The sequence below is a fragment of the Xanthomonas sacchari genome, assembly GCF_024266585.1.
GTDB classification, from domain to species: Bacteria; Pseudomonadota; Gammaproteobacteria; order Xanthomonadales; family Xanthomonadaceae; genus Xanthomonas_A; species Xanthomonas_A sacchari_C.
Map to the genome: position 1 here is coordinate 4,549,772 of NZ_CP100647.1, position 19,024 is coordinate 4,568,795.

The following is a 19,024-nucleotide window of genomic DNA, read 5'->3' on the forward strand; positions in this document are numbered from 1 at the left end:
CATGGCGCGCGTTCTCGTCACCGGTGCGTCCGGCTTCATCGGCGCCTACCTCGTGCGCGCCCTGGCCGACGCCGGCGTGCCGGTGCGCGCCAGCGGCCGCGACGCCGCCAAGCTGGCGGCCTTCGCCGGCGATCCGCGCATCGAGGTGCTGCGCGCCGACCTCTGCCGCGACGACCTGGCGCCGCTGCTGCACGGCTGCGACGCGGCGATCCACTGCGCCGCGCTGTCGGTACCGTGGGCCAGCGCCGAAACCTTCCACCTGGCCAACGTGGTCGCCACCGAACGCCTGCTCGCCGCCGCGTTGGCCACGCGCGTGCGCCGCTTCGTGCACTTCAGTTCGCCCAGCATCTACTTCCGCTTCGCCGACCAGTACCAGGTGCGCGAGGAATTCACCCCGCCGGCGCGCTGGATCGGCGGCTATCCGCAGACCAAGTGGGAAGCCGAGGAGAAGGTGCGCGCGGCCGCGGCGGCCGGGCTGCCGGCGGTGGTGCTGCGCCCGCGCGCGGTGTTCGGCCATGGCGACAACGCGATCGTGCCGCGGTTGCTGGCGGTGGCGCAGCGCGGCTGGTTCCCGCTGGTCCATGGCGGCCGCGCGATGATCGACGTGTGCTGCGTGGAGAACGCGGTGGCCGCGGCGCTGGCCGCGCTGCGCGCCGAGCACATCGGCGACGGCCGCGCCTACAACATCAGCAACGGCACGCCGATCGCGGTGCGCGACCTGCTGACCCAGCTGTTCGCGGCGCTGCGCCTGCGCGTGCGGCTGCTGCCGGTGCCACGCGGGCCGGCGCTGGCCTTGGCCGCGCTCGGCGAACAGATCGCGCTGCGCCGGCGCGGCCAGCCGGAGCCGCGGCTCAGCCGCTACGGCATCGGCGTGCTCGGTTATTCGCAGACGCTGGACATCGGCCGCGCGCGCCGCGAACTCGGCTATGCGCCGGTGCTGTCGACCGAGGCCGGGCTGGCCGCGCTGGGGCGGCCATGAGCGCGCCGCGGCTGCGCTGGCGGCTGTACGAGGCCGGCCACTGCACACATCCGGAGCGCGCCACGCGCCGCGGCGCGCCACTGGCGCCCTGCCCGTTCCCGGCGCTGGCGGCACTGCTGCAGCATCCGCAGCACGGCGAGCTGCTGTTCGACACCGGCTATGCCCGCCCCTTCTTCGACGCGACCGCGCGCTTTCCCGAACGCCTGTACCGCTGGCTGACCCCGGTGCGGCTGGCAGCCGGACAATCGCTGCGCGAACAGCTGGTCCGCGACGGCGTGGAGCCGGATGGCATCGGCTGGATCGTGCTGTCGCACTTCCATGGCGATCACGTCGGCGGCGTCGCCGAGTTTCCGCACGCACGCCTGGCCTGCGCGCAACAGGCCTGGGACGACCTGCAGCGCCGCGGCCGGCTGGGCGCGCTGCGCGAAGGCTTCCTGCCGGCGCTGCTGCACGGCGCGCGCCCGCGCATGCACTGGATCGAGTCGCTGCCGGCGGCGCCGCGCCCCACCGCACTGCACGACTTCGGCACGCCGCGCGACCTGTTCGGCGACGGCAGCGTGCTGCTGGTGCCGCTGCCCGGACATGCGCCGGGCCAGTACGGGCTGTGGTTCGAGGACGCGCAGGGTCCGGTGTTCCTGATCGCCGATGCGGCCTGGTCCAGCGCCGCGCTCGCCGACGGCACGCCGCCGCCGGCGCTGGTCACCCGCCTGCTCGGCGAGCATCGTGTGTACCGCGACACGCTGGCGCGGCTGCATGCGCTGCGCCAGGCCGAGCCAGGATTGCGCCTGGTGCCCTCGCATTGCCGGCAATGGCGGCCGGCGCCGCAGGCGCACGCCGATGGCTGAGGCGCCCGGCGTGCTGATCACCGGCGCGCGCGCGCCGGTCGCGCTGGACCTGGCGCGCCGCTTCGCCGCGCAGGGCTGGCGCGTGCACCTGGCCGACAGCGTCGCCAGCCGCATCTCCGGCTGGTCGCGCGCGGTCGCCGCGCATCACCGCATCGCGCCGGCGCGCGATGCCGCGCGCGCCTGGCTGGCCGATCTGAACGCGCTGCTGCTGCGCGAACGGATCGACCTGCTGGTGCCGACCTGCGAGGAGGTGTTCTACCTGGCCCGCTACCGCAGCGCGCTGCCCACGCAGTTGCAAATGCCGCTGCACGACTTCGACACGCTGCGCAGCTTGCACAGCAAGTACCACTTCATGGAACTGGCGCGCGGGCTGGACAGCGGGATCGAGGTCCCCGCCAGCGTGCGCGTGCGCAGCCTGGAACAGGCGCGCGCCTGGGCCGGTGCCGGATCGCTTGTGCTGAAGCCGGAGTTCTCCCGCTTCGGCGTGCATGTGCGGCTGTACCCGCACGGCGTGCCTGCCGATGCCACGCCGCTGTCCAATCAGGGCGACTGGGTCGCGCAGCGCTACTGCCCCGGCGAAGAGCGCTGCTCGTACGCGCTGGCGCGCGACGGCGTGCTGCTGGCGCATGCGGTGTACCGCCCGCGCTACCGGCTGCGGCGCAGTTCCAGCTACTACTTCGACGCCGCGCCGGACCCGCGGATCGAACGCTTCACCGCGCAGCTGGTGCAGGCGCTGCGCTTCAGCGGGCAGATCTCCTTCGACTGGATGGTGTCCGCGCAAGGGCGCTGCAGCGTGATCGAATGCAATCCGCGTGCGACCAGCGGCCTGCACCTGTTCGCCGCGACCGATCCGCTGGTGCCGTTGCTGTGCGGCGACGCGGGCGCGGCACAGGCGCCGCTGCGCCCGGCCGCGGACCGCGCGGCGATGCTGGGCGTGCTGATGCTGAGCGTGGCGCTGCCGGCGGCACTGGGCCATGGCCGGCTGCGACAGTGGCGCCAGGACTATGCGCGCGCCGAGGACGTGCTGGCGCCGCGCGGCGACCGCTGGCCGTTGGCCGGCGCGCTGCGCGACCTGGGCAGCCATGCGCGGCTGGCGCTGGCGCGGCGCTGCAGCGTGCGCGAGGCCGCCACCCGCGATACCGAATGGGACGGCGAGGCGCTGCCGCCGCCATGAGCGCCGACGCCGACGCCGCGGCCGCCGACTTCGCCGCGCAACTCCAGCGATTCGCCGCGCTGCATGCCGGCGGCGACGCGCAGCAGCTGGCCGACAACGCGCATGCGCGCATCGAAGTGCTGCAGGCCGACGCACTGGCGCTGCCGGTGACAGTGGCCGAGCGCCACCCGGGCAATGCCTGGGTGTGCTCGCCGCGCACCACCTATGCCGACTACGCCGCCGAGGAGGCCACGCGGCTGCTGCCGGGCGCGCTGGCCGCGCCGGTGCGCGGCCTGTGCGGTGGCATCGGCGCGTGGCTGGACTGGGCGCGGATCGACCGCGCGGTCACCCTCAACAACTGGCTGCTGTCCACCAACCTGTACCCGCCGCTGCCGCCGACCGGGCTGCGCGCGCTGCTGGACGCCGCGCGTGCGCGCTGGCCCGACCACGCGCTGTGGTTCCGTTCGCTCAATGCGGTGGACACGCCGCAGTGGCTGCAGGCGCTGCAGGCCGAAGGCTTCACCCTGATCGCCAGCCGCCAGGTGTACCTGTACGAGGACTGGCCGCGGTTGCTGCGCCACCGCGACCTGGCCCGCGACCTCAAGCTGGTCGATCGGCGCGACCTGCAGCGCTGCGGCAACGACGCCATCGGCGAGGCCGACTACCCGCGCATCGCCGCGCTGTATGCGCAGCTGTATCTGGAAAAATATTCGCGCTGCAATCCGGCCTACCACGCCGGCTTCCTGCGTGCCTGGCACCGCGCCGGGCTGCTGCGCTTGGACGGCTTCCGCGACGACGCCGGGCAGCTGGTGTGCATCACCGGCCTGTTCGGCATCGGCGGTACCGTCACCGCGCCGATCGTCGGCTACGACCTGCGCCTGCCGCAGCGGCTGGCGCTGTACCGCACCCTCACCGCCTGCGGCATCGACCATGCGCGGCGGCATGGCCAGCGCCTCAACCAGAGCGCCGGCGCGGCCAGCTTCAAGCGCCAACGCGGCGGCATGCCGGTCATCGAATACAGTGCGGTCGATGCGCGGCACCTGCCGTTGCGGCGGCGCCAGCCGATCGCCGCACTCGGCGCACTGACCCGGCGCATCGGCGTGCCGCTGATGCGCAGGTATCGGCTGTGAATGGCGCCCGCGCCACGCCGGGACACGCTCCGTAACCGTTTCCAGCACCGATCCTGAGGTGCGCGCAAGGTCGCGGGCAATGCCGCTGCCTTATACTTTTCCGCACCTGCAACATCCTATCGCCGCTGCGGCCCGGGACATCTGTGGAATGGATTGCGCATCTGACCCATGCCGGCACCTTGCTGATCGTCAATGCGTTGCTCGCGGCGCTGTCCTCGGCGATGTTCCTGGCGCTGTCCATCACCGGCCGCAAGGAACGGCACGCGCGCAGCCTGTTGCTGCTGGCGCTGAGCTACGGCGTCTTCGCCCTGGGCTTCGGCATCCTGCTGGCGCCGGTCTGGAACGTCACCGCGCCCTGGGTCAACCACACCGGCAACGTCACCCTGGACGTGGCCACCGCGTTGACGCTGGTGGCGGTGAACGCCTACCTGCAACGCCCGCTGCTGCAATGGACGCTGTTGGTGCCGGTCGCGCTGCTCTGCGCGCTGGAACTGTACAGCCTGCACTACGCCGGCCACGATCACCGGATCATGGTGATCTTCGGCGGCCTGGTGCGCGGCATGCTGACCGTGGCCACGGCGGTGGCGCTGTGGCGCCATGCCGCCAGCGTGATGCGCACGGCGGCGCGCTTCACCGCCGTCCTCCACTTCCTGTGGGCTGGCATGATCGGGCTGCGGATCGCCTGGTGGGCCTTCCATCCCGACATCGGTTTCAACTACGACCCGACCACCACCTTCGGCCTGCTCTCGCGCATCGTGCTGACCGCCAGCATCGCTCCCGGCATCCTGTGGATGCTGAGCCGCGAAATGAACGCGGAACTGGCGCGGCACGCGTCGCAGGATCCGCTCACCGGGGTGACCAACCGCCGGGTGATGTGGGAGCGCGGCGAGGCGGCGATGCTCGATGCCGGGCGCAAGCAGGCGTCGATCGCGGTGCTGATGATCGACGTGGACCATTTCAAGGCGATCAACGACCGCTTCGGCCATGCGATCGGCGACCAGGTGCTGGTCGCCATCGCGCAGACGCTGGCGCAGGACGTCCGCCTGCCCGACCTGTTGGCACGCATCGGCGGCGAGGAGTTCATGGTGCTGGTGCCGCAGGGCGACGAAGCGGGCGTGCGCGACCTCGCCGAGCGCCTGCGCCGGCGCATCGCGCAACAGCAGATCGACGCCGCGGCGGAGGCGCCGCTGGTATGCACGGTGAGCATCGGCTACTGCCTGTCACCAGGCGCGCAGGCGTCCTGGCAGACCCTGGTGCTGGCCGCCGACCAGGCGCTGTACGCGGCCAAGCGTGCCGGCCGCAACCGGATCGCCGGCACCACCGTCGCATGATCGCCCGCGGCCGGCGACACGCCATGCGCGCGATGCGGGCGACATGAACGCCTGGCATCCGTCCCTATACCGGCAATGGTTCGCCGTCGCCCCCGCGGCGGCGCTGCGACGGCGGCCGCTGGCGGTGTCGGTGATGGACCGGCATGCGGCGATCGCGCGCTGCGCCGACGGCGGCCTGCTGGCGCTGGAAGACCGGTGCCCGCACCGGCATGCGCCGCTGTCGGCCGGCTGCGCCACCGGCGACGGCCTGTCCTGTCCGTACCACGGCTGGCGCTTCGACCGCACCGGCGCGCTGCGCGAGATTCCCGGCCTGCCGCCCGGACAGGCGCCGCCGGCGGTCCGGGTGCGCGCCTTCGCCGCGCGCGAGCGCGACGGGCTGATCTGGCTGCGTCCCGATCCCGAGGGCGCGGACGCGCCGTCGCAGCTGGTGCAGGCGTTGCAGCCGTCGGCGCGGCGGTTCCTGTGGCGCACGCGCTGGGACGCGCACGTGGTCGATGCGCTGGAAAACTTCCTGGACCCGCTGCACACCCACCTGCTGCATCCGGGGCTGGTGCGGCGCGGCGGCGCGCGCACCGCCATGCGCGCCGAACTGCGCCACACCGACGAGGGCTTCCACGTGGACTACCGCGGCACCGCGGCGCAGAGCGGCTGGCTGTACCGGCTGTTCGAGTCGCCGCGCATCCTGGAACGCGCGCATTTCGCCGCTCCCGGCAGCGCGCAGATCGAATACCGCTACGCGCGCGGCGGCCGCGTGCGGATCAGCCTGCACTTCACCCCGCGCGATGTGCGCAGCACCGATGTCTTCGCCAGCCTGCACGTGGAGGGACGCTGGGCGCCGGCGTGGGCGGTGCGCCTGCTGGTGTGGCCGCTGCTGCGCCGGGTCGGCGAGCAGGACCGGCGCATGCTCGCCCTGCAGTCGCGCAACCTGCAACGCTACCCGGGCGCGCGCGGCGCCTCCACCGCGCTGGACCTGGTGCGCGACCCGCTGCGCCGCTACTGGGAAGGCGAGGCGCTGCCGACACCCGGCAGCGGCCACGACGTGGACCTCATGCTGTGACCGCGCCGAGCTGCTGCAGCACCTCCGCCAGCGGCAGCGGACGCCCGAGCAGATAGCCCTGCACCCGGCCGCAGCCGTGCGCGCGCAGCCAGCGCAACTGCGCCTCGGTTTCCACGCCCTCGGCGACCACCTCCAGCCCCAGGCAATGGCCCAGGGTCAGCAGCGCCTGGCAGATCGAAGCGTTGCGCGGATCGCGGTCCACCTCGGCGACGAAGCTGCGGTCGATCTTCAGCGCATCCAGCGGCAGGTCGCGCAGATACGCCATGCTCGAGAAGCCGGTCCCGACGTCGTCCAGCGCCACCCGCACGCCCAGCGCGCGCAGTTGCCGCAGCACGTCGCCGGCCTGCTGCGGCTGCCGCATCAGGCTGCTCTCGGTCAGTTCCAGGTGCAGGCCGTCGGCGGGCAGCCCGGCCTCGGCGCAGGCCTGCACCAGGTCGGCGACCAGATCGCCATCGAAGAACTGCAGCGCCGACACATTCACCGCCACCGCCAGGTCCGGCCACCCGTGGTCGGCCAATGCGCGGCGCGCGTGCGCCGCCGCGCGCATCACCCAGCGTCCCAGCGACAGGATCAGCCCGGTGTCCTCGCACAACTGGATGAACGCATCGGGCGCAATGAAACTGCCATCGGCCTGCGGCCAGCGGATCAGCGCTTCCAGTTCGCGCGGGGCGCCGCTGGCGGCGTCCATGATCGGCTGGAAATGCAATTCGAACTCCTGCCGCGCGATCGCCTGCTGGATGCGTCCGGCCAGGCGCAGGCGCTCTCCGGTCCGCGCCGCCATGGCGCGGTCGAAGCGCACCAGGCTGCGGCCCTCGGCCTGCGCCGCGTGCGCGGCCTGTGCGGCGCTGCCGATGGCCTCGTCGGCGTCGGCGGCATCGTCCGGACACAGCGCCACGCCGATGTGCGCCTGCAATTGCTGGGCGAACCCGCCGCCCTGCACCGGCGCATACAGCGCCTCCTGCAGCGCCTGCAAGGCCTGCGGCAACGCCTGCGGATCCAGGATCGCCAGCACGAAATCCTGCGCCGGCTGGTGCGCGCTCAGGCCGAAGCGCTCGCCGAGCACGCGGATGCGCCCGGCCACCGCGCCGCGCACCGCGTCGCCGGCGGCGCGGCCCAGGGTGTCGCCGATCAGGGCCAGGCCGCGCACCTGCACGTAGGCGATGGCATAGCCACCGCGCTGCGCGCGCAGGGCGTCGGCCAGGGCCCGCGGCTTGAGCAGGCCGGTGCTGAACTCGTGGCGCGCCAGGTACGCCAGTTCGCGTTCGTGGGCCAGCCGCTCGGTGACGTCCTCGGCCAGGATCAACCGCGCCGGTACGCCGCCGAATTCCAGGTCGGCACTGTGGACGCACACCGACAGCAGGCTGCCGTCCTTGCGCCGGTGGGTCAACACGCTCGGCAGGTCGAAGCCCTCGCGCGGTTTGCGCACGTCCTGCAGCAAGCGCTCGGCATCCTCCGACGGGCGCAGATCGCGCAGGTCCATCGCCAGGAATTCCTCGCGGCTGTAGCCGTACTGGCGCATCGCGGCCTGGTTCACTTCCAGAAAGCGCAGGCTGTCGACGGCGAACACCCAATACGGCAGCGGATTGCGGTCGAACATCAGCCGGAACTGCCGCTCGGCGTCGAGCAGGCGCGCCTGCGCCATCACCCGGTCGCTGACGTCCTGCACCGCGCCGGTCATGCACATGCCCTCACGCGTGCGCACCAGCGCGCCGCGCGCGGCCAGCCAGCGCAGGCGCCCGTCGGGCAGGTGCATGCGGTAGACGGTGTTGTAGTCCGCGCGCCCCTGCGCGGCGTCCTCGTACAGCTGCGCCACCCGCGCGCGATCGGCCTCGTCGATCCGCCCCAGGAAGGCCTCGATCGGCATCTGCATGCGCTGCAGGCCGAACATCGCCCCGGTCGGCTCGGACAGGCGCAGCACGCGCTGCGCGATGTCGATGCGCCAGGTGCCGATGCCGCCCATGCCGTGGGCCAGGCGCAGGTCCTCGTCGCCGCGGCGCAGCCGTTGCAGCAGGTGGCGCTGGCGACGCTCGGCGCGGCGCAGGCTGCCGAGCAGATAGGCCAGGCCGAGCAGGTACAGCATGTACACCAGCGCCGCCGCCGTGGCGAACCACCACCAGCCCGACAGCGTCTCGCGCAGCCCCACGCCGGCCACCACCAGCAACGGATCCGCGCCGCCGCCGCTCAACGCCAGGATCCGCGGCGTGCCGTCGAAGACGTCGCGGCGCAGGCCCAGCGCGCCACCGTGCGGCATCGGCTGCGCCAGCGCCATCGGCAGACGCGGCTGGCCGGCCACGAGCGGGCGGCTGGCGGCCAGCAGCACGCCCTGCGCATCGGTCAGGGCGACGATGCCGTCGCGCCCGCTGTCGGTGCCCCGCACGATGCGCTGCAGGGCGGCCACCCGCCACTGCGCCTCGACCCAGCCGTCCGTCCCCCAGGGCACGGCCACGCGCACCACCGCCTCGCCGTCGGCCAGGCGCAGCGGCGGGCTCACGCACACCCGCCCGCTGCAGCGCGCCCGCGGCAGCCACGCGCGCAGTTGCGGATCGCCGGCGCCGCCGAAACGGCGTTGGCCCTGCGCATCCAGCAAGGCCACCTCGCGCAATTCCGGGCGCCGCGCCTGCAGGCCGCGCAGCGAGGCGGCGATCAGCTCGGGCGCACGCGCCGGCGTCTGCGCCAGCAGCGCCTGCGCGCCCTGTCCTTCGCCATGCAGGGCATGGCCAAGATTGTCCAGTTGCAACTGCAGCAGGCGGTCGACGCCGGTGGCCAGCGCCAGGCTCTGCCGCTGCGCCGCGGCCAGGCGGGTGTGGCGGTCCTGCGCCAGCACCAGCACCAGGCCGGCGGCCAGCAGCACCGCCAAGGCCAGGCCCCAGGTCGCGATCGCCCGCAGCGGCGCGCGCGTGACGCGCCGCAGGCTGTGCCGGAAGCGACGGTCACGCTTCCTGTCGGCGAGCGGGTTCAGCGACATCGAGAGGGGGAGTGCGGCGGAGGTGCTGGATACAGCGGCCCGAGACCGGCGATCTTGACCATCCGTGACGCGTTGTTGCGTTCAGCGATCCGGATAAACGATTCAGTCCAGTACCGGCCATTGCGCCAGTTGCTGCGTCGTCAGGCCCAAGCGCGCCGTGCGATGGCGGACGCGGGCCGCGCGGCATGTGCGACTGCAGCGTGCACTTTGCGGCCGCTGTGCTAGAAAGAAGCTGCCTCAAGATCGCCCGCCGACGTTCCGCGTTCGTCACCGCATCTGCAAGGAGCCCGTCATGATCGCTTTGTTCAAGGGGTTGGGATTGCTGCTCGAGGACAACGCGCTGCACCAGCGCTCGTTTCCCGAACAGGTCGCGCACTGGCAGCACAAGAGCGAGGCGCAGATCCGCGACGAGGTGGCGTTGCTGGCCAAGGCCAAGCAGCAGTGGCTGGTGGCCTCGATCATCGGCTGGCAGGCGATCTCGCTGATCCTGCTCGGCGTGATCACCGCGCAGTTGTGGCAGCACGACTACCACCTGACGTTCTCGCGCATCGTCATCGTGGTCACCTCGTGGGTGGCGATCCTGTTCGTGATCTGGTTCATCGCCAACATGTTCGACCGCACCGCCGGCTTCGAGCGCTGGCTCACCGCGTTCAACAGCCGCGAGCCGCTCTCGGCCGATGCCGACACTGTGGAATGCGTGGCCGACGCGCTGAACATGGCGCGCAAGTACCCGGAGATCCTCGCCTACAAGCGCGAGGTGGTGGCCAATCGCGAACTGCGCCACGAGGACATCCGGATCATGCGCGAGATGGGCCGCATCCGCCTGCATGCCGAACTGGTCGCCTCGCTGATCCAGTTCGAAGGCACGCCGCCGGGAGGCCAGCCCGGCGTGTTCCGCGTCGCCGGCTGAGCAGCGCGACGCCCGCACCGACGCGTTGGTCACCGACGACGGCGGCCAGCGCGTCACCGGAACAACGCCTTCGACCACAGCGGCCTTGCCGGCGACCGGCAGCGCACGATCGCCACCGGCGATTGCGCGCACGCGGCTGTTCCCGTCGAGGCGATGATGTCGCAGTAGAGCTTCCTGTAGGAGCGGCTTCAGCCGCGACGGGCGTTACCGGTAAGCCCGTCGCGGCTGAAGCCGCTCCTACGCGACAACGTCATGCGCGGCAGAAGCAGGTTATTAAAGGTGCTCTTTAATCGCGACGCGTCATCCGGCAGCTCGTTGCACACGCTGTCGGGACTGAAGTCCCTCCCACAATAGCCGCGATCAGATCGCGACATTTCGGATGCGAAGACGGAGTGGACGGTGCGATGCGCCGCATCCGTAGACGTCGTATGCATGGTGGCGGCTGAAGCCGCTCCTACATCTCGCGCGCCGGATCGCGGCAACGCCTCCTGTGGGAGCGACTTCAGTCGCGACGAGGGGCGTCGTCCGGCAGCTTCGCTGCACATGCTGTCGGGACTGAAGTCCCTCCCACAACGGCCGCGATCATGGCGAGGTCTTAGACACGGTGGAGGATCGCTGCAGCCAGCCGTTGGCCATCGCCACTCACTCGCGCCCGCATGCCGAGGCCGACGCATCCGACACCACGCACTGCCGGAAATCGCGCGGCAGCCCGGCGATCGCGCGGCGTTGGCCGACCGGCAGGTCGAACGCCTGCAGCAGGCGCGGGGCACAGGCGGCGCCGGCGCCGCCGCGCGCCGCCGGCGATGCCGCGCAGTCGGCATAGACCTGGTAATGGCAGCGCCCGCTGCGGCTGTCGATGCAGCGGAACGTGGCCAGGCCGCGGCGATACGTGGTCCGACTGAGGAGCAGGGGCACGCCGCGTTCGCTGGCCTGCACCACGGTCTCGCGGCTGGCGCCGACGGACAGGTCGAGATCGGCGTGTCCCTGGCAGCCGAGCAGGCCGAGCAGGCACGACCACAGCAAGGAGAGCAGGCGCATGGCGGAGATTCCTTGTTCCAGTGCGAAGCGAACGGACCTGGCGCGGCTACATGCCGCGGAACAGGCTCATGTACGGCTGGCTGACGGTCAGGACCTCGTCGCGGTGGCGCAACTTCAGCCGGCCCTTGCCGGTGTCGTCTCGCACCACCGAGGCCACCGCCTTGAGGTTGACGATGGTGGAGCGGTGGATCTGCCGGAACGCGGCCGGGTCGAGTACGTCCAGCAGCTCGCGCAGGGAGGTGCGCAGCACCGCCTCGCCATCGCGGGTGAGCACCGTGGTGTACTTGCTGTCGGCCTGGAAATACAGCACGTCGTCGAGCAGGATCAGCCGCGTCTCGCGGCCGCTGCTGGCGGTGACCCAGGCCAGCGGCGGCGGTGCCGACGGCGCGGCCGGTCGCTGCTGCAGGTGCTGCAGCAGCGCGTCGAGCACCGCCGGGTCCGGCCCTTGCGCCGCGCGCGCCTGCAGCCGCTGCACCGTGGCCTGCAGACGCTCGCGCACGATCGGCTTGAGCAGGTAGTCCACCGCACCGTGCTCGAAGGCGTCGATGGCGTACTGGTCGTACGCGGTGACGAACACCACCTGCGTGCGCGGGCTCAGTTCGCCCAGCGCGCGTGCCACCTCGATGCCGCTCAGGCCGGGCATGCGGATGTCCAGGAACGCCACCTCCGGGCGCAGCTCGGCCAGCCGCTCCAGCGCGCTGGCGCCGTCCTCGCACTCGGCGACGATGCGCAGCTGCGGCCACACTTCGCCGAGCAGCGCGACCAGCGCGTCGCGCAGCAGGGTCTCGTCTTCGGCGACGATCGCGTCAGTCATGCTGCGCTCCCGTGGGCACTGCCGCCGGCAGCGGTGGCGGCGACGGCGGCATCCCCGCCGGCAACGGCAGGGTAATGGTGGCGGCCACGCCGCTGGGGAAGTTGGAGACGATGGCGAAGCTCGCCGCGCCCGCATAGGTCAGGCGCAGCCGCTCGCGCAGGTTCTTCAGGCCGATGCCGGTGCCGCTGGACTGGCTGTTGAAGCCAAGGCCGTCGTCGGCCACGGTCAGGGTGACGTGGTCGTCGACCGCACGCGCCAGGATCCAGATGGTGCCGCCGCCGGGCTTGGGTTCCAGGCCATGCTTGATCGCGTTCTCCACCAGCGTCTGCAGCATCATCGACGGCAACGGCAGCGTCTTCATCGTCTCCGGCACCTGCACCTGCAGCTGCAGGCGTGCGCCCATGCGGATGCGCAGGATCTCCAGGTACGCCTGGGTCCGCTCCAGTTCGTCGCCGAGCGAACTCATCGCATCCTCGGCACTGGGCAGCGAGCGCCGCAGGTACTGGATCAGATAGCCGAGCATCAGGTCGGCGCGCGGCGGGTCGGTGCGCGCCAGTACCTGCGCGCTGGCCAGCGTGTTGTAGAGGAAATGCGGTTCGACCTGCGCGTGCAGCAGGTTCAGCCGCGCCACGGTCAGTTCCTGCTCGGTGGCGGCCTGCGCGGCGGCGGCCTGTTCGTCGCGGCGCAGCTCGGCCACGCGCCGCGCCAGCGCCCGGCCCAGCGCCTCGGCGTTCTCGTAGTTGCTGCCTTCGTCGACCGCGAACAGGTCGATCCAGGCGCTGGCGTCCGGCTCCAGCAACAGGGTCAGGCTGCTGGTGCCGGTGCCCGGGGTCACCGTCGCCAGCACCTGGTTGCGCTTGACCGCAAAACGCGCGGCCAGGTTCCAGCGCGACGGCGGGCGGCCGTTGTACGGATCGATGCGGCGCACCTTGGCGCGTACCTGCAGGCTGTCCAGCGTACTCTCGACCTCTTCCACCCGCGGCAGTTCCCGCACCGCCGCATCCAGCAGCGCGAACGCCTCGCGGGTGTCCAGCGGGATCTCGATCTGGCGCCGCTGGCGGCTGGCCAGGGTGCCCCAGTCCAGGCGCCCGGCGATCAGCCAGACCTTGCGCAGGTGGGTGATGCCGGCGATCAGCGCCGACAGCATCAGCAGCATCGCCAGCAGGCCGAAGAACCAGCCCGGCCCGGACTCCATGCCGTAGAACAGCCCGGCCCAGACAAAGGCCGACACGACCACCGCCGCGGCCCAGGCGCACAACAGACGGACGAGGAAGAACAGGCTGGCGAGCATGGCGGCCGGGGCTGGAGGAGATGCCGGCGAGCATAGCGGCCGCGGCCTGCGCTGCCAGCCGGTTGCGACGAAACCGGGAAATCGCGGAGCGGGCACCGGGATCGGCGGTGCAAACCGACGGCGGCGCGGGCGACGCGGCCGCTGCCCGCGCAACGCCGGCATGGCGTGCCGTGACGCCGCACCCGCAGCGGCAATGGCGCGCGCTTCGCGGTGGCGTCGGCGCCAGCGACCGGGTGCCGCGCCGCCCGCCACGGGCGCATCGTCCCGTGGCTCTGCGCCGCCGGCCAGGACGGCTCGCCGCCGGGCAGCGCACGCTCTAGACTCTGACCTCGATCAGCGGGAACCAGAATGCGCCGGCCCCTCTTCCCATGCAGCGCCGCGCCGACGCATGCCCCATGCGCGGCATCCTCCCCGGCGACGCCCTGCCACCACGCCGCACGCGCGCAGGAAATGCACGGCGTTGCGAGGCACGGCGCACTGCGTGCGCGAGCGGTGCGCCGATGCATGTGATCCTGGCGACCGAGTCGATCCGGTATCCGCTGACCGGCGTCGGCCGCTACACGCAGGAACTGGCCACGCAGCTGGCGGCGTTGCCGCAGATCCAGTCGCTGCGCTTCCTGCACGGCCGGCGCCTGCGCCAGGACCTGCCGGCGCCGGGACCGGCGCCGACGCTGGTGCCGTGGCTGCGCGAGCGGCTGTCGGGCGTGCAGCCGGCCGTCGACGTGTACCGACGGTTGCACAACGCGGCCAGATCGCGTGCGCTGCGCGGCCAGGCCCCGGCGCTGTTCCATGGCTGCAACTACTATCTGCCGGCATTCGACGGTCCCTGCGTCGCCACCTTCCACGACGTCTCGATCTATCGCTGGGCCGAGTGCCATCGCGCCGACCGGGTGCGCTACATGCGCAAGGAACTGGCGCTGTCGCTGCGCCGCGCGCAGCTGATCCTGACGGTTTCGGAATTCTCGCGGCGCGAGATCGCCGCGCAGTTCGACTGGCCGCTGGCACGCATCCGCGCCATCCCGCTGGCCGGCAATGCGGCCTTCCGCCCGCACCGCGCGCAGGAGCTGCAGGCGCCGCTGCAGGCGCTGGGCCTGCAGGCCGATGGCTATACGCTGTTCCTGGGCACGATCGAGCCGCGCAAGAACCTGCAGACGCTGCTGCAGGCCTATGCCGCGTTGCCGGCGGCGCTGCGCACGCGCTGGCCGCTGGTGGTGGCCGGCCACCCCGGCTGGCACAGCGAGGCGCTGCACCAGCGCATGGCGCAGGCGCAAGGCGACGGCTGGCTGCGCTACCTGGGCTACGTGGACGAGACGCGGCTGCCGGCGCTGGTCGCCGGGGCGCGGCTGTTCGTGTTCCCGTCGCGCTACGAGGGGTTCGGCCTGCCGGTGCTGGAAGCGATGGGCAGCGGCACGCCGGTGCTGTGTTCCAATGCCGCGGCGCTGCCCGAGGTCGCCGGCGACGCGGCCGCCCTGTTCGATCCCGGCGACATGGATGCCCTGGTCGGCCTGCTCGCGCGCGGCCTTGAGGATGCGGCGTGGCGCGCGGCGCTGAGCGCGGCCGGGCGCCGTCGCGCGGCGGAGTTCGATTGGCGCACCTGCGCCGAGCGTACCGCCGCGGCCTACCGCGACGCGATGCGCGCATGAACCCCGGATTGTCCGCCTGATGCGCGTGCTGCATGTCTACAAGACCGCCCTGCCCGACTCCATCGGCGGGATCGAGCAGGTGGTGCATACGCTGGCGCAGCATGCCCAGGCACGCGGGGTGCACAGCGAAGTGCTGGCGCTGTGCGGCGATGCCGCGCAGGCCGGCACCCGGATCCATGCCGGCTATACGCTGCATCGGCTGCAGCGCATCGCCGAGGTTGCCTCGATGCCGGTCTCGCTCGGCCTGGTGCGGCGCTACGCGCAACTGGCGCGCCGCGCCGACCTGATCCATTACCACTTCCCGTGGCCGTTCATGGACGCCCTGCACTTCGCCGCCTCGGCGGGGATGCCCTCGGTGCTGACCTACCACTCGGACATCGTGCGGCAACGCCAGTTGCTGCGCCTGTACCGGCCGCTGCAGCGGCGCTTCCTGCGCAGCGTCGACCGCATCGTCGCCACCTCGCCGAACTACCTGGCCACAAGCCCGGTCCTGGCGGAACACCGCGCCAAGGTCAGCGTCATCCCGATCGGCCTGGATGCGGCCCCGCAGCACGCGGCGTCGCCGCAGCGGGTCGCGGCCTGGCGCGCGCGGCTGGGCCCGCGCTTCCTGCTGTTCGTCGGCGTGCTGCGCTACTACAAGGGAGTGCGCTTCCTGCTGCAGGCCGCGCAAGGGCTGCAGATCCCGATCGCGATCGCCGGCGACGGCCCGGAGGCGGCCGCCTTGCGCGCGCAGGCGCAGGCGCTGGGCCTGTCCCACGTGCACTTCCTCGGCCGCGTGGACGAGACCGACAAGCACGCCCTGCTCGCTGCCTGCGAAGCGCTGGTGCTCCCGTCCCATCTGCGCGCCGAGGCGTTCGGCATTTCCCTGCTGGAGGCGGCGATGCATGCCAAGCCGATGATCTCCTGCGAGCTCGGCACCGGGACCAGCTTCGTCAACGTCGACGGCGAGACCGGCCTGGTGGTGCCGCCGGCCGATCCGGCGGCCCTGCGCGACGCGATGCGCTATCTGTGGGACCATCCCCCCATCGCCGCGGCCTTCGGGGGGCACGCGGAAGCGCGCTACCGACGGTTGTTCGCCGCCGATGGCATGGTCGACGCCTATCTTGCGCTGTATCGCAGGATCTGCGGCACGCGAGGGACGGCAGACGGGGAATAGGGATGAGGGGCAGCTTGGGGACGCACGGGAGCAACGCACGGCGAGCGCGCCGCGCGCGGAGCGAACGCGCATGAGACTGCTGGGCGGACCGCTGCCACGGGCAGCGGCATCGGGCCGGGTCGGCGATGCGATGGCACTGGCGGCGACGCTGCTGAAGGTGGCCGATGCCGCAGTGGTGGCGGGCAGCGGCCTGCTCGCCTATGCCGTGCGCGCGGGCCAGGCGAGCCTGCCCGACGCGCCGCGCTATCCGTACGCGCTGCTGGCCGGTGCCGCGCTGGCACTGCTGGTGTTCTCGCAACTGGCGCTGTACCGCAGCTGGCGCCTGGCGCTGCCGACGATGATGCTGGGCCGGCTGCTGCTGGGCTGGGGCGTGGTGCTGGGCGTGCTCGCCTCGCTGAGTTTCCTCAGCAAGACCGGCCCCAGCTTCTCGCGCCTGTGGTTCCTGTACTGGGCGGTGATCGGTGCGTTCGGCCTGGTGGGCGTGCGCGTGGCCGCGGACCGGTTGCTGCGCTGGCTGCACCGGCATGGCGTGGGCACGCGCCGGATCGCGGTGCTGGGACCGCCGGAGCGGGTCGAGCAGGTCGGCGCGCGGATCTGCCAGGGCCCGTGGTCGGGGCTGCAGTGGGTGCCGGCGCCGGCGGCGATCCGCGGCGGCGACCTCGCCGCCCTGCCGCAGTGGCTGGACCTGCACGGCATCGCCGAAGTCTGGTTGACCTGGCCGATGCGCGAGGAGGCGCTGATCCGCGAGAGCATGCGCCGCCTCGACGCCAGCAGCGTCGACGTGCGCTGGGTCCCGGACATTTTCGCCTTCGGCATGATCCACCACGGCATCGCCGAGGTGGCGGGGATGCCGCTGCTGGAACTGTCGGTGCGGCCGCTGTCGCGCACCGCGCACTGGCTCAAGGATGTCACCGACAAGTTGCTGGCCGCGCTGATCCTGCTGCTGAGCAGCCCCTTGCTGCTGGCGCTGGCGCTGGGCGTCAGGCTGTCCGGGCCGGGGCCGGTATTGTTCCGGCAGATCCGCCACGGCTGGGATGGGCAGCCATTCGAACTGTGGAAATTCCGCAGCATGCGCCTGCACGACAGTGGCGATGCCGCGCCGCAGACGCCGCGCGGCGACCCGCGGGTGACCCGCTTCGGCGCCTTCATGCGCCGCACCAGCCTGGACGAGCTGCCGCAGTTCTTCAACGTGCTGCAGGGGCGCATGTCCATTGTCGGGCCGCGTCCGCACGCGCTGGCGCACAACGCGCAATACCAGGATCTGGTGCCGAACTACCTGCAACGCCACCGGGTCAAGCCCGGCATCACCGGCTGGGCGCAGGTGAACGGACTGCGCGGCGAGACCGACACGGTGGAGAAGATGCGCAAGCGCATCGACTACGACCTGTACTACATCCAGCACTGGTCGCTGTGGCTGGACCTGAGCATCATCGCGCAGACCGCCGCGATCGTGCTGTTCGACCGCGACGCGTATTGACCGCAGGGCTTGGGGAGTCCGAATCCGATGCACATCAGCTACGTTCTCGGCACCCGCCCGGAAATCATCAAACTGGCCTCGCTGATCGCCGCCAGCATGCGCGACGGCCTGCGCTTCTCGATCGTGCATACCAATCAGCACTATGCCGAGACGATGGACCGCATCTTCTTCGACGAACTGGAGTTGCCGCGCGCGCACTACAACCTCGGAGTCGGCTCGGCGCCGCACGCCACCCAGATCGGCCGCATGCTGTGCGGCATCGAGCCGGTGCTGGAACGCACCCAGCCGGACGTGGTGGTGGTGCAGGGCGATACCAACAGCGCACTGGCCGGCGCCATGGCCGCCAACAAGCGCGGCATCGCGGTCGCCCACGTGGAGGCGGGCCTGCGCAGCCGCGACCGCAGCATGCCGGAGGAAGTGAACCGGGTGCTGATCGACCACATGTCCGATCACCTGTTCTGCCCGACCGCACTGCAGGCGCAGATCCTGCGCGAGGAAGGCCTGGCGCCGGCCAGCATCCGCATCACCGGCAACACCGTGGCGGATGCGACGCTGGCGCATGCGCGCACCGCGCTGCGGCGTTCGGACATCCTGCAGCGGCTGGGACTGCACCAGGGCGGCTATCACCTGCTGACCTGCCACCGCCGCTCCAACACCGACGACCCGCAGCATTTCGCCGCGCTGATGCAGGCGGTGGCCGCGATCTCCGAGGACGCCGGCGTGCCGTTGATCTTCCCGATGCATCCGCGCCTGGCGAGCATGGGCAATGCCGCATCCGCGCGGCATCGCTGCCTGCGCGCGATCGGGCCGGTCGGCTACCTGGACATGCTGGCGCTGCAGCAAGGCGCGTCGCTGATCATGACCGACAGCGGCGGCATCCAGGAGGAAGCGTGCATCCTGCAGCGCAAGTGCCTGGTGCTGCGCACCAATACCGAGCGGCCGGAAACCCTGCAGGTCGGCGGCGCGGAGTTGCCGCTGAGCCTGGACATGCGCGGCTTGCGCACGGCGGCCGACACGCTGCTGGCGCGCGCGGTGGCCTGGCACAATCCGTTCGGCGACGGCCATGCCTACCGCGACATCCTGGGAGCGCTGCTGGGCACTGCGGTCGAGCAGCACGCGCCGCAGCGCCTGCGCCAGGCCTGATCGGCACATCCAAAGGACTGCGCGCACAGGCCACTACACCGATTCACGCTCGCTCAGCACTCGCGGACAACACGCTCGTCGGCGAGCGCCTG

Annotated in this window: 15 protein-coding genes; 11 read left to right on the top strand and 4 right to left on the bottom strand. The window is 71.9% G+C overall.

Translation table 11 applies throughout. The annotated features are described in order from the left end of the window. Position 1 precedes the first annotated feature (1 nt). From NKJ47_RS19185 to NKJ47_RS19210, 6 genes are all read left to right on the top strand, one after another. Positions 2-979, top strand: coding sequence for an NAD-dependent epimerase/dehydratase family protein (locus NKJ47_RS19185; RefSeq protein ID WP_254459321.1), 978 nt, complete (start codon positions 2-4; stop codon positions 977-979). Continuing rightward, entirely contained in the window at positions 976-1,824 is an 849-nt protein-coding gene (locus NKJ47_RS19190; protein WP_254459322.1) for an MBL fold metallo-hydrolase, read from the top strand. The genes NKJ47_RS19185 and NKJ47_RS19190 overlap by 4 nt, the downstream gene beginning before the upstream one ends. Next, a complete protein-coding gene (locus NKJ47_RS19195) occupies positions 1,817-2,998 on the top strand; it encodes an ATP-grasp domain-containing protein (protein WP_254459323.1) in 1,182 nt (393 codons plus the stop codon). The genes NKJ47_RS19190 and NKJ47_RS19195 overlap by 8 nt, the downstream gene beginning before the upstream one ends. Continuing rightward, positions 2,995-4,107: a hypothetical protein gene (locus NKJ47_RS19200; RefSeq protein ID WP_254459324.1), complete on the top strand. Its 1,113-nt coding sequence runs from the start codon at positions 2,995-2,997 to the stop codon at positions 4,105-4,107. Before NKJ47_RS19195 ends, NKJ47_RS19200 begins: the two co-directional genes overlap by 4 nt. 143 nt (positions 4,108-4,250) lie before the next feature. Beyond that, the gene (locus NKJ47_RS19205) at positions 4,251-5,438 is read left to right on the top strand and encodes a GGDEF domain-containing protein (protein ID WP_254459325.1); all 1,188 of its coding nucleotides are present in this window, start codon (positions 4,251-4,253) and stop codon (positions 5,436-5,438) included. A 43-nt stretch (positions 5,439-5,481) separates the two neighbouring features. Then, complete coding sequence (locus tag NKJ47_RS19210) at positions 5,482-6,495, top strand: Rieske 2Fe-2S domain-containing protein (RefSeq protein ID WP_254459326.1); 1,014 nt, start codon at positions 5,482-5,484, stop codon at positions 6,493-6,495. Here the strand turns inward: NKJ47_RS19210 and NKJ47_RS19215 are convergent. After that, positions 6,485-9,460 carry a bifunctional diguanylate cyclase/phosphodiesterase gene (locus tag NKJ47_RS19215; protein ID WP_254459327.1) on the bottom strand — a complete coding sequence of 992 codons (2,976 nt, stop codon included), beginning with the start codon at positions 9,458-9,460 and terminating at the stop codon, positions 6,485-6,487. The two genes, NKJ47_RS19210 and NKJ47_RS19215, sit on opposite strands and share 11 nt — an antisense overlap. Positions 9,461-9,752: 292 nt before the next feature. Here NKJ47_RS19215 and NKJ47_RS19220 point away from each other — a divergent pair, with 292 nt between their 5' ends. After that, entirely contained in the window at positions 9,753-10,370 is a 618-nt protein-coding gene (locus tag NKJ47_RS19220; RefSeq protein WP_343237520.1) for a hypothetical protein, read from the top strand. Between the two features lie 642 nt (positions 10,371-11,012). On the opposite strand, the gene NKJ47_RS19225 is transcribed toward NKJ47_RS19220, so the two are convergent. Genes NKJ47_RS19225 through NKJ47_RS19235 form a run of 3 tightly spaced genes read right to left on the bottom strand, consistent with a single transcriptional unit; the run spans position 11,013 to position 13,513 of the window. Further along, positions 11,013-11,408, bottom strand: coding sequence for a hypothetical protein (locus NKJ47_RS19225; protein WP_254459328.1), 396 nt, complete (start codon positions 11,406-11,408; stop codon positions 11,013-11,015). A gap of 46 nt (positions 11,409-11,454) precedes the next feature. Continuing rightward, positions 11,455-12,222 carry a LytR/AlgR family response regulator transcription factor gene (locus NKJ47_RS19230; RefSeq protein WP_254459329.1) on the bottom strand — a complete coding sequence of 256 codons (768 nt, stop codon included), beginning with the start codon at positions 12,220-12,222 and terminating at the stop codon, positions 11,455-11,457. Further along, positions 12,215-13,513, bottom strand: coding sequence for a sensor histidine kinase (locus NKJ47_RS19235; protein WP_254459330.1), 1,299 nt, complete (start codon positions 13,511-13,513; stop codon positions 12,215-12,217). The genes NKJ47_RS19230 and NKJ47_RS19235 overlap by 8 nt, the downstream gene beginning before the upstream one ends. A 500-nt stretch (positions 13,514-14,013) precedes the next feature. Between NKJ47_RS19235 and NKJ47_RS19240 the strand changes: the two genes are divergently transcribed. The 4 genes from NKJ47_RS19240 to wecB all read left to right on the top strand — a co-directional run bounded on the left by NKJ47_RS19240 (position 14,014) and on the right by wecB (position 18,932). Continuing rightward, positions 14,014-15,156: a glycosyltransferase family 4 protein gene (locus tag NKJ47_RS19240; RefSeq protein WP_254459331.1), complete on the top strand. Its 1,143-nt coding sequence runs from the start codon at positions 14,014-14,016 to the stop codon at positions 15,154-15,156. Positions 15,157-15,175: 19 nt separating this feature from the next. Next, positions 15,176-16,312 carry a glycosyltransferase gene (locus NKJ47_RS19245; protein ID WP_254459332.1) on the top strand — a complete coding sequence of 379 codons (1,137 nt, stop codon included), beginning with the start codon at positions 15,176-15,178 and terminating at the stop codon, positions 16,310-16,312. A 70-nt stretch (positions 16,313-16,382) separates the two neighbouring features. Continuing rightward, entirely contained in the window at positions 16,383-17,789 is a 1,407-nt protein-coding gene (locus tag NKJ47_RS19250) for an undecaprenyl-phosphate glucose phosphotransferase (protein ID WP_254459333.1), read from the top strand. 27 nt (positions 17,790-17,816) lie between these two features. Then, the gene (gene wecB, locus NKJ47_RS19255; RefSeq protein ID WP_254459334.1) at positions 17,817-18,932 is read left to right on the top strand and encodes a non-hydrolyzing UDP-N-acetylglucosamine 2-epimerase; all 1,116 of its coding nucleotides are present in this window, start codon (positions 17,817-17,819) and stop codon (positions 18,930-18,932) included. The last annotated feature ends 92 nt before the right edge of the window (positions 18,933-19,024 follow it).